Below are 11,781 nucleotides of genomic sequence, written 5' to 3' on the forward strand. Positions count from 1 at the left end.
ATCCGTACGGGGCGTGTGGTCAGCCCGGCCGGACGTGGGAGCAGAGGTGGCGCTGCTGATAGCCGCCAGGCACTCCGGTGCCGACGACCGTCCAAAACGCCTGCGACTCTGTGAGGTGGCCGCCGAGGGTGTGCCAGTTCAAATCGGGGTGTTCGGCGCGCAGGGCCGAGAGCCCTGCTCTGGCCAGTCCGCAGCGCTGGTAGAGGGGGTCGGTGTAGGGCTGCTCTACCCAGGCCAGTCCGCATCGGCGGCATGACCGGTAGTCGACGGAGAACACGATGTCTGCGTCGAGGTGGGCTGCACGCTCGCGCCAGCCGGGCCGCTCCTGCGAGGCCGTGTCCCACCAGCCGGAGGCGACCTGGGATCGCGCCGGCCGGTCGAGCACGGCGTCGGCGATCCGCCTCAGGACGGCACGCCACGAACCCCGGCCGGACACCTGACTCGCCATGCCAGCCTGTCTGGCCAAGTGCCGGGCCGCCCGCGCATCACCGCTCACTGAACCCTCCTCGGAGCGCCCGAAAACGGGTCGATTCTTTGTTCTGAACGGGCTTACGAGACCCCGCGCGGAAGCGTGGTTCAGCGGTGGAAGGCGTCGCCGTAGGCGCCTTCGTCGATGAGGTGGGTGAGGTCGAGCAGCGTGTCGATTCCGGCCTCATCGCATCGGCCGACGATCTCGACGAGCGGGTAGGCGGCGGGCTCGTCGGTCACCAGCATCCAGCCGTGTTCGAGTTCGATGGTGATCGCGAGCGGGACCGGCCTGGACGTGCCCTGTTCGGGAACGGTGTCGGCGCGGGGAAGCGGGACGTGCAGCTTGCGCCGCTGTGTCTTGATGCCGCGCTCGGCTAGTCGCCTGACGACGGCGTCGAGCAGCGCGATGGCCTGCTCGTGTGTGGCGGGTCGGAGTTCGCGTGCGTTGCGGCAGGTCATCTCCAGGGCGATGACGGCGAGGCGGTCAACCCACTCGCTGGCGGCGGAGAAGATCGACATGTCGACGCCGTGCTGGTCCGCAGTGACGCACCAGGCCTGGAGCAGTTCGCCTGCCGCGTCGAGTACGGGCGCGGTGGCTTGCCAGGACGACATGTAGCACCGGCCTACTCGGTAGACGGCGTTGCGGGCCAGCGGCATGGCGTTCGGAGGGGTAGTCACAGGCGAGGTGGTCACGGTGTTCTGGCTCCTGCGGGTCGGCGGGCGCACGGCGGCTGGTCGTGTCCGGGCTCAGAGGTCGTGGGAGGTGGCTAAGCGCAGCATCTCGGTGAGGTACCGGTCGGCTTCGAAGCGGACATCGAGTCAGCGGCGAGGGGGGCGGCCAAGGATCTGCGGATGGGACCACGCCCACGACCGGGATCAACGAATGCGACATCGAAACCGCCACGAGCCTTCAGTGGTATGGCGCGCGTGACCCAGGCCGAGGCTACGAGGGTTCGTCATCGATCTCGTTGCGGATGTGGGTGTTCTCCGGCTGGGGGGCAGGACGCTCGGAGGCACATCCAGTTGGCATGTCTGAGGCGGCGCTCAGATCGAATCTTGCTTCGGCAGGAAGCTGCTCCGCAGTGACTCCATCCAACTCCAGTCTGAGACGGTATCCATCGGGGTACTCCATGGAAAACGCTTCCCAATGCATCGACGACACCAAGACATGTATGTCCGCCTGATCCTCAAGCTGGTGTAGGTACAGGCCGGCCCTCATCACGACCTCGGCCTGCGCTTCCCCCGTGAACTCCACCCACGTGCCGGAATATTTGCGGAAACCGGGACCGTCCTCCTCTGTCGATGCTGTGGCCTGACTGGCGGTGGCCATCGATGGAGCTGGCGGAGGCATCGCGATTCGTGCTGCCGCCATGCTCGTCCGCATAGGATCCATCTCAAGGACGGTGTAAAACAAGGTCTTCGTCGTCGCCGCGAGCGGGAACTTCGTGTTCTCCTCAAACTCCCGAGCTGGCGGAGCAGCGTCGTCGAGAGCGCGTTGAACATGGCGCTCAAACATGTTGACCCCGTGCGTGGTCATGTTGTGTCGTGGTGCTTGCGGGTTGGCTTGAGCGGCTGCGGCAGCGGTCTGCGTAGCTTTCCACGCGAGGAAGTACGCGAACCCAAGCGAGTACTCCGCGACCACTCTGTCCACAGCGTCAGACAGCCGCGGTGCATGGTTCTCGGCTACCTCAGGGAGGTTGTGCCGCTCCAGCTCCCGATTGAAGTACCGCACTGCTTCGGCAGCCAGGATCTCGTGCGCTATCCGCAAGAGATCTTCCTGTCGCTGCGCCGTGAGGTTCGCAGGCTTCAGTCGATCGCATAGATGCGCATCGAGGCGCTCACGCCCCGTTTCCGGGCTTGGGCCAAACGGAATCTGCCAGAGGACGCTGAGTGGGTAGTAGGCGCTTGTGAGAGTAGGGCCCTGCAGTCGTGAGTGATCATCTTGAACGAGATCCCATGCTTCTTGGAAGGTGCGTGGCTCCCAGGCGAACGCTTCTGGTGGTGTCGTCGCGTCCGGCTGGATGAGCTTCGCGCTCCGAGCGTCGTTGATCAGATGATGGATTCGGTCCCGATCAGCATGAAAGGGAAACGCATGGTGCCATTCACGCAAGGGAGGAATCGGGCTCGTTGCGGCGGCGAAGCGAAGCAACGCCAGCACGGTGAGTTCAGCCTCAACCGGGGCGTCCGGGATGGGGTCCATGCTCAGCTGGCCGTAGGAAAAGGTATCAACCAGCAACTGCTGCTGGGCACTACGCCAGCCGTTGCGAGCTTGGATGAGTGCGTCCCGTTGGTGCTGCTCATCCTGCTTGCGTAGCTGTCGCTCTTCGCGAATCTGTCGAGCTGCTTCGCCCTCAGGCGCAAGCAACGCCGCCGCCCGCCGCTGTAGGTTCACGTCGCAGTCAACGCAGCTTGCGGGACCACCGGCCAGCACGGTCTCGAGGGCGGACCGTGAGCGCAGCCGAAGCTCCTGCTGGCACTTCGAACACTGCATGTCAGGCAGGACGGCCCGCACCGCGGCTGCTGCCACAACATTGGCGGGGCCGCGGCCTCGTGTGTCGATGTCCTTGACGGGCATGGCCCACATCAGGTTGCCGTACTGATCAACTCCGGTCAGCGACCAATACTGCAGGCCGATCTCCACGAGCTCGTTGTCCACGCCGGCGATGGGCTCGACGTCGAACTTGTGCTTGGCGGTAGGTTCCACTTTCTCCCTCGGTTCGACTACGCGGCGATCTGACAGCAAGAGCAAGTCGTCGTTGGACGGTAACCCAGACGTGCGCATCGCCACGATCGGGTGACAGAGTCGCGAAAATTGAGATCGAGAAGGCGCTTGGCGGCTCAGATTGACGACGTCGACTTGACGGGCACGCGTGGCTGTCGCGAGTACTGATCGCCACGCGTCCCAGCCAGGGTGAGGAGGTTGCCACGGCTGCTTGAGTCGATGGTCGCTTTGTGGGTGAGGTGCGCTGGTCGGCCGGAAGACAAACTGTGGTGGGCCAAAGTTGGCGTGCTTAGGGCAGCAGGGTCCGTTTGGTTGGATCAGGCGTTGCGGAACTCAAAGCCGCACTGGCCAATCCGACCGGTCGAAGGCTGCGACGGAGCCTGCGGAAGCGCGTCGTCGCTGCGGTCATTGCTGCCTGGCTTGAGCTGCGCCGAAACTGAGGCAACCGACACGGCACGGTCCGGGCTGTCGGCTCTTCTCCCAAGCCTTGTCGCGCCACAGATCGCCTTGTGGCGCGGCCTCGACGGGTGGGTGGGCGTTGCTAGGAGTTCTGCCACTCCTCGTGCCGGCGAGCAACGCGCGACATCTCCGCCTCAAGATCGTCGGCCACCTTTTGGAACTCGGCCTTCAACTCATCATCGGACTCGTTCTCAAGGGCGTGGAGAGCTTGTGACCGAACTCGCGCGAGCTTCGGTGACGTGCCGTTGTTGAAACTCCAACTTGCTGGCCACATAGCTTCGGCTATGTGGACGCGGACGGCCGCGGCTGCATGTTGGCCGCTGGCCCGGCTGAACACAAGCAACTGTCGTGCTAGGTCTGGATGGGAGACCGGCCAGGTCCTCACCGCAGTGAGTGCCGTCGCTAGCGCGACGAGCTTGTCCGCTGTCAGGCGGCTCACCTCTGCCACGAGGCAGTCCGCCTGGCTTTCCGTCATGCCGTCGGTCATGGCCAATCGGAGGACGACGGCCGCTGCCTGTGCATCACGCTCGATTTCGTCGATCAGCCACCGAACCAGGTCGACAGCGTTCTGGTTGAACGCTGCACCGATCCCCTCCACGTCGGCAGGTAGCGACCGTCCTGACGTGGCCACGGCCTTCAGCTGATCCAGCATAAGGACTGGGTGCGAGAGTGCGATGCCGGACGCGATCTGTTCCGTCACGTAGCCGTCCCATCCAGCACGGTCAACCAGCCGTAGCACCGCGCCCGCGTCCTCCTTGGAAAGGTTCCTGCCCCACGACGAACCGTTGTAGTTGCTGGCTCGGTCGAGCACGTCGGCGGCTACTTCCCCCGAGATGTCCGCAGCCAGGAGCATGTCGACCGTGGCAACAGGGAAGTCGCTAAGCAGGGCATGAGATCCGAGAAGAAATCGGCTTCGAACCTGGGGATCCTGATCGTTCATGCCCTGCCGGAAGGTGCTCGTGAACGCGCCCCCGCGGCTCGCCCAGCCTGAGTCGACGACTGCGTCGGCTACTGCCAGCCGTACCTCCATCCGCTGCCCGGCAACCCCTCCAAGCCATGCCAGCAGTGCGGATTCGTCCTGTGCTGCCCAAGTGCTAAGGAGCCACGCCAGCTGCCTATCCAGAGGACCCGGCTCATTCGCGGCGAGTGCTTCCACGAGATCTGCAGTCAGCTCCGGTCGCGCATCGGCGAGTTCGCGGAGAAACAACGACGACATGCCCCCGCGTGCATCGACCAGCCGAACCTGACGCGCGACGTCGTCCAGCGTCCGCACGATCGACGCTGCGTTGCTCGTCGCTGTGAGGCTTGCGATAACCCGTGTCACCAAGGCGTCGCGTTCCGCGCGCTTGCGTGAGAGGTGAGCTTCAATGCTCGTCAAGGATCGCGCTTGTTGTTCCTCCTCCGAGAGGCCGCTGCGCGCGAGCGCCTCGGCATCATCGGCTGTCTGTAGCTCCTCGAGTGTCGGGATCGGCAGGCCTGCACGCGACATCGACGTTGTTTGTCCGCGGCCGAGCATCAACTCAGCCAGATCGTCCTCGCGTTCATCGAGGGCGGTGATCAAAGTCAGAGCTTGGCGGCGAAGGAGAAGAGACTTGGCGTGGTCTGCCGGCCATGTCACGGAGTGCCGGATCAAACGACGGATCACGGCGTGACGAGTGCTCGCGGCAGCCTCGGTCAACACGGCAACTGTGGCGAGATCGTCCTCCTGCCAGGCAAGCACCTCTTCAGTGCTCGGGGTATCTCCGAAGCCTCCCTGGGGCGGACGCAACGCATGGCGGAGAAGGTCGACAGCCGCGCTGGCTCGACGTAGATCATCACTGCTTGCCTCGGCCCGTAGGATCCCTCGAATCCGATCCCGCAACGGGCGAGCCCACTCAGGCGACACGACAAACGGTTTGAACGCCAGGGTATGAGGTGCGTCTTGCTCGGTGCGGTATCCGTCTTTCTCCAACAGCGGCTTGAGCGCGAACAGCGGACTGACAGCGTCTTGATGCTCGTCGCCTTCGGTAAGCCAGGCCTCCACTCGTTGGACGATGCGATCTGGGAAGGTGCTGTCGGGCAGCCTGCCGATGTTCGCCAGGTGGTCCGTAACAACTCGCTCTGGATGTTCTGGATATTGGTTCGTTGGCCTGTGGTCGTTGCGGCGCAACGACCACAGTGCGTCGAGGGCGGTCTCAAGCAACTCCGGGGCATAGGTGGCGCAGCCGCCGTAGAGCTCTGCAAGGGCGAACCGAGTACGTTTGGCGTTCCCGTCATCGAGGTCTTGAACCCTGAGGCGCACCTCTTCAAGTGCCTCGATCAGGCGGCGTGGCTGGGTCGTAGCCAACCCGCTGAGCGAACGCAGCATTGAGGGAAGCTCGGTGGTCGCCGCGACCTGCAACTCGCTACGCACCGTCTCCCAGATACCGGCGAACACGGCCGGCCCACCCTGTTGGGCGAAGCGCCAGTCCAACTCGGCGATCTCTGCTACCAGCCTGGTCGCGAACCTCGCACCGAAGGCCCTCCACAGATCAAGCACGAAACCGGTGTCGGTTCTCCCGACTGCTGCTTCGCGTTCAAGTATCTCGTCGGCCAACACATCCGGCGTCACCCGCGTTCCACCGTGTCGCGTCGCCAGCACACCCTTGTCCTTCAGCTGCGTAACAAGCCGAAGCGCGTGAGCCAACTCAAGGCCGCAGAACATCGCTATTTCTGTTGCGAGCTCGGCATCATCGTCGTTGACGGAGCCGAGCGCGGCATAGACCGCGAGGATCCGACGTGCCGGATTGCGTTCTACGTCGTCGAGGCTCAGATCCTGGTACCGCGCAAGGATCTGCTGCCGCAGTCCACCGTCGACAGCCAGGGGAGTCGTGAGCTCCCCGCGGCGGATGAGGTTCGCCGCCACCACCGCGACGTACGGACTGTCGACTGCTTGATCGGCGAAATACTCACGTAGCGGCCAGGGCAGCCCGAGCCCAGCCGTCAGAGACTCCACCAACTCCCTGGCCTCGGGCTTCGCCAGCTGCCCAATCGCGATCTCGCGGATCTGTCCGGACGAGTAGCGAGCCGCGGCTATCTGTGCTCGCAAGGCTGCTAGCCCAGCCGGACGCGACGCCGCTACCAGCTGGGTTCCCGGCACCGCACGTGCGTAGGTCAACAACGGTGCCAGAGCAGCAGGATCGTGGTGAGCGTCGTCGATAACGATCACGGCCGGGACCTGGGGCAGCTCCCCCAAAACCACTGGAGAGAGCTGTAACCCAGGTGACAAGACCACCACCGGAACGGTAGGTGTGTGCCGCTCGAACAGCTCAAGGGCCTCCACAAGGAGCCGAGTCTTTCCGCGGCCTCCCGGTCCGGACACCAGCACAATCGGCTGCCAGTCGGCGCTGCGGTCAACAGCCGCTTCCAGCTGGCGTTGTTCGGTGCCCCTGCCCACCCGCGGTCCAAGATCGTTCAGCACGGTCTCGGGGTTTCGCCGATCGGCGGCGAACGCTGCGAGACTCAAGAACCCGTCCTCGCCAGGCATCTCCAGCAGCAACTTACGGGTCGCTGGACCCCACGTAGCGTCGAGGACGTCACGACGTTTGTGCAGCGGCAGGTCGTCGATCAAGCGCCCCAAACCGCGCCGATCAAGCAGTTGCCAGCCCACATGCCTTCTCATCTCGCTACGCGCTGCGTCCGAGGCCTCTCCGGAAAATACGAGGTAGTACTCGTCAGCCTGAAAAGTGCACGCAGCGACTGCCTCACGCACATTTCTTGGCGTGAGCCGGTCATAGCGCTTGCATTGCCAAGCAGCGGTTGCACCGTCGCTGAACGTGCCCTCGAAGTCGATACCGTCCTGCTTGTCGCCCCGCCGGCCCCATCGTTCGACACGCATGACCTTGCGCAGCCCTGGACCACAGAACCTGTGAGCGCTAAGGACGCGTTCGGTGAAGTCCTCGAACGTGTCCGGCGTCAAGGACGGCGTTGGGACTAGCGTGGGGTCCTTGCCCTGAAGCGCACTAGGCAGTCGAGTAGGGACACCAGGCGGCACAGCGGTGCCCTCGGTCATCAGCACAGATTACGTCGCCCGGCTAGGCGAGTGCAGGAGCGACGCGGCAACGGCGAAGCTGCAGCTGATTCGCCCGTCCCAGCGTGAGCGATGCGCTAATGATCTCCGATGCGCAGTCGCCAGGCCAGTCAGCTGATGCGAAAGTGGCTGCTTGAGGCCTGTATTCGCTCTGGGAGTGATTAGGTACAACGCCTCAGTGGAGTTCGTGTGTTATTTGCTGAAGCTCATGGCAGGCTCCTATAGCCATGCGTAGAACCGTTGAGCCAAACGGCTGACCCGTGTAACGCCCAGCAACAAGGAGCCGAAACGCCAGTCGCATGAAACGTTCCTGTGGTGTCGGTCAGCTCAACATCGGTCGAAGATCGATCGCAATTGGCTAGCCGGACCATCGGGGTGATTGGCCTGGCTGACATAACCAAGTGCGACTAGGTGGGCACCCTTTGTGTGCGCCCGCCAATCTATCGGCGTCGGGGCTGTGCATGTGAGGAGGTTCGCGTGAGAAGGCAAGCGCGTCCTAAGGGTGGTCCCCGACGATCAAGCTGGCGCATGCGAAGGGCTGCTACCGCGCTTCTGTCGATCGCCGCCATGCTTGTAACTTACGTCGCTGTAAGTACTCCCGGACTTGCGGCTAGTAATGAGGTTCTCATCCTCGGCGGGACGGTAACGGGCGGGCAGAACAGCATCGAGGCGAGCGAGGTTGTTGCCAAAGGGTTTGTGCCGGTCGTAGTCGACGATGCGACATGGACCACGATGACCCAGGAGCAGTTTTCGTCATATCGGGCAATCATTCTGGGGGATCCGACGTGCGGTGATACAGCTCCAGCTGCTGCCCTTTCGAACGTTGCAACGTGGGGGGCCGCAATCAATGGCAACGTCGTCATCGCAGGGACTGATCCGATTTATCACGCTAGTCAAGGTGGCGAAGCCATGGTGCGGCGCGCTGTTGACTTTTCCGTTGATCAGGCGAACAAGACCGGGGCTTTTGTAACGCTGAGCTGCTACTACCACGGTACCGCTCCGCACACTGCGGTTCCGCTGCTTGATGCGCTTAGGCCAGGCGGATTTACCGTCACCGGCGTCGGTTGCTACGACAACGCGCACATCGTCGCGACTCACCCAGCCTTGAGTGGCCTGACTGACGCCACCATCTCAAACTGGGGATGCTCGGTCCATGAAGGCTTTGATACGTGGCCAGCGGACTTCACGGTATTGGCCATGGCGCGAGATTTCGGTGCGGCTTTCACTGCCAGTGATGGAACCGTCGGAACCCCTTATGTCCTCGCCTCAGGTGCGGGCTTGCGCTCGTTCCCGCTGTCAATGACACCCACCGGCGGCAGCGGTGCTGCTGGAGGAGTACACACGGTGACTGCGCGGCTGCTGGACAGCGAGACATTGGCGCCCGCACCAGGTGTAGCCATCAAGTTCGGTGTCATCCTTGGCCCGAATACCAACGTCGGAGGCGTCTGCAACACGGGCAGCAGCTGCCTCACTGGGGCCGACGGCACGGTCGCATGGACCTACCAAAGCGGCAGTCAAACCGGCGACGACTCGATCAGGGCGTATCTGGATCGCAACGGCAACGGTGCGGCAGACGCTGGTGAGCCTCAGACGACGGCCGGCATGAGGTGGACAGCTCCGGCGGCCGCAAACTTCTATATCGCTCTTGGTGACTCGTATCAATCTGGTGAAGGTGCGGGTGCGGACCACTACATCGATGGAACAAATACGTCTACGAACCGTTGTCATCGCTCAGATGTCAGCTACCCCTTCCTCCTGAAGGGACAGTCCGGTCTGCCGAACAGCATGAAGAGTGTGGCCTGTAGCGGGGCTAAGATTTCCAATCTGTCAGGTGGTCAGAACGGTGAACGGCCACAGTACGATGCGCTGAGTGACGCTACCTCGCTGGTGACGGTTGGAATCGGCGGAAACGATGTTGATTTCGCCGAGACCATCAAGGCATGTGCCCTTGGCCCCCAGTTCAGCGGCGACCTCTGGAGGCTTAACCAGACCTGCCACGGCCGCTTTGAGGAGAAGACGACCGATCTGATCAAGAAGCTCAATACGCCCGACTCACGTACACGCCTCACACCACTGCAAGCGGTCTATCGAACCATCAAGTCCAAAGCTAAGCATGCGCGTGTGGTAGTAGTGGGCTATCCGCATCTCTTCAAGCCCAGCGGAAACCTCTTCGGCTGCAGCTTGATCTGGCGCAGCGACCAGAAGTGGATCGACGCCAAGATCGACCAGCTCGACGAGGTGATCCGCCAGAACGCGCTGTCGGCAGGTGCGGAGTACGCCGCCGGGCAAGACACGTTCGACGAGCACGAGCTGTGCGGCGACGGTGAGTCCTACCTGAACGGCATCGTTGGAATCGGTGATGTCGAGAGCTTCCACCCGAACGTCAAGGGGCACCAACAGTTCGCAAAGCGGATCTTGAATGACATGCGTGCCAACTCACCTACGGCGACACTCGCGATCGGTCCGCGCCAAACCCGGACGCAGTCCGTCAGCGTTGCGGTGGGCCAAGCGTTCGCCTCGTTCTCGACCACCTGGCCGGGAAGCGACGTTGAGATGACCTTGGTCGCACCCAGCGGCCGAACAATCACCCGCGCGACCAACGAGGGCGACATCCAGCATTCGAACGGCCCAACTGACGAACTCTACGTCGTCGGCACGCCTGAGGCTGGTACGTGGCAGGTAAAGGTCTTCGGAGCTGACGTTGCCCCGGAGGGTGAAGAGGTCAGGCTGACCGTTGCTCAACGGCCGCCGCTGAACCAGGCGCCTGTAGCGGTCGCGTCTGCTCAGGCGAATGCCGCTGGAACGACTGTTGTCTACTCTGCTGCCGGGTCGTACGACCCTGACGGCACGATCGTGAACTACGAGTGGGACTTTAGTGATGGAACCACGGCGGCAGGTCCAACGGTTGAGCACACCTATACCAACATCGGCAAGGTGGATCTTCCGAGCCTGATCGTGACCGACAACCGTGGCGGCCTTGGGTTCGCTGCGGCACCGCCAGTGAAGGTGACGTACGCGTTTGACGGCTGGCGGCCACCGGTAGCAAACGACCGCCCGACCGATACCAAGGCCGGGGATACGGTGCCACTCAAGTGGAAGCTCCGGGATCCGCTTGGCCGACCCGTGACCGATCTCAAAGTCATCACCGGCTACGCCTTCGACACGGCAGGCGCGTCGTTCACCGTCAAGTTTGAGGACGGGCAGTTTGTGGTTCTTGCCAAGACGCCAAAGCAGTGGGCCAACACAACGAAGACCTTCACCCTGAAGCTCAACGACGACACGACCCATACGGCAGTGATCCGGTTCAAGTAGATCAACTGCAGAGTGAGCCACGGCGGCTACCCAGATGTTTTGGGCCTCAGGCACGCATCTGGGTAGCCGACACGTGGCCCGTGGCGCTTATCGAGCGGAGGAGAAGGCCGACATCAATCCCATGTGGACGCTGCCGAATGGCTCGTTAGGAATGTGGCTCGGCCAGCCGAGATGGGTGAAGGTTGCGCCGAACAAGTCTCACGACGCAGAAGATGAGCAGCATCAGGGTTGACGCGAGGATTCCGAGGAGCGGAAGAGCGTCCTTGCGGATACCGGGCAGAAGCAACACCGCAGCGACTAGGCCGGGCGTTGCACCGACCGCGATCCAGGGACGGCGCAGGAGCGCAGCTGCCACAAGGCTCGTTGCAGCAACGACGCCGGCGCCGGCGAAGCCCATCGGCAAAGCTGCTGCGGCCTGTGCGATGGCGTCATCCGTCGGCTCAAAATAGATGTTGCTTGTGGCAGCATGCATCATCTGACCCCAGCCGTAGATCCAGCCGGCGGCGCAGGCGGCCGTTAAAACGTGTCGAACTGTGATCATTTTGCGCATGACTTTGACCAGGCCTCCTTATTGATCATTAGCGCCGAGTGGATTGAGCGGGGATAATTCTTTCCTGTGTACCTGGCCTGTCCGAATACTAGCGGATGTATAGGGGTTGGCAGCGGCTCGACGACAACCAGCTCAAGACGAAACAGTGTTCGCACCTAGGAGCTTGCCCAGCAGCACGCACGGCCCCGGCAAAGTCGTTTTGGCTTGTTAGGCCGGGATTCC

At 62.9% G+C, this 11,781-nt stretch carries 6 protein-coding genes; 1 reads left to right on the forward strand and 5 read right to left on the reverse strand.

Annotation, left to right across the window (positions count from 1 at the left end):
• Positions 1-19: 19 nt before the first annotated feature.
• The 4 genes from UK23_RS53135 to UK23_RS35390 form a co-directional block, all read right to left on the reverse strand.
• A complete protein-coding gene (locus UK23_RS53135) occupies positions 20-448 on the reverse strand; it encodes a hypothetical protein (protein ID WP_196778034.1) in 429 nt (142 codons plus the stop codon).
• A 128-nt stretch (positions 449-576) separates the two neighbouring features.
• Positions 577-1,146: a hypothetical protein gene (locus UK23_RS35380; protein ID WP_156213622.1), complete on the reverse strand. Its 570-nt coding sequence runs from the start codon at positions 1,144-1,146 to the stop codon at positions 577-579.
• Positions 1,147-1,411: 265 nt separating this feature from the next.
• On the reverse strand, positions 1,412-3,172 hold the full coding sequence (locus UK23_RS35385) for a hypothetical protein (RefSeq protein WP_156213623.1): 1,761 nt from the start codon (positions 3,170-3,172) through the stop codon (positions 1,412-1,414).
• A 559-nt stretch (positions 3,173-3,731) separates the two neighbouring features.
• Positions 3,732-7,679, reverse strand: a complete 3,948-nt coding sequence (locus UK23_RS35390) for a restriction endonuclease (protein WP_156213624.1) — start codon at positions 7,677-7,679, stop codon at positions 3,732-3,734.
• 546 nt (positions 7,680-8,225) lie between these two features.
• Here UK23_RS35390 and UK23_RS50770 point away from each other — a divergent pair.
• Entirely contained in the window at positions 8,226-11,009 is a 2,784-nt protein-coding gene (locus tag UK23_RS50770; RefSeq protein WP_082115233.1) for a PxKF domain-containing protein, read from the forward strand.
• A 145-nt stretch (positions 11,010-11,154) separates the two neighbouring features.
• Here UK23_RS50770 and UK23_RS35400 read toward each other — a convergent pair whose 3' ends face one another.
• Positions 11,155-11,559 carry a hypothetical protein gene (locus UK23_RS35400; protein WP_156213625.1) on the reverse strand — a complete coding sequence of 135 codons (405 nt, stop codon included), beginning with the start codon at positions 11,557-11,559 and terminating at the stop codon, positions 11,155-11,157.
• Between the last annotated feature and the right edge of the window lie 222 nt (positions 11,560-11,781).

It is taken from the genome of Lentzea aerocolonigenes (assembly GCF_000955955.1).
GTDB classification, from domain to species: Bacteria; Actinomycetota; Actinomycetes; order Mycobacteriales; family Pseudonocardiaceae; genus Lentzea; species Lentzea aerocolonigenes_A.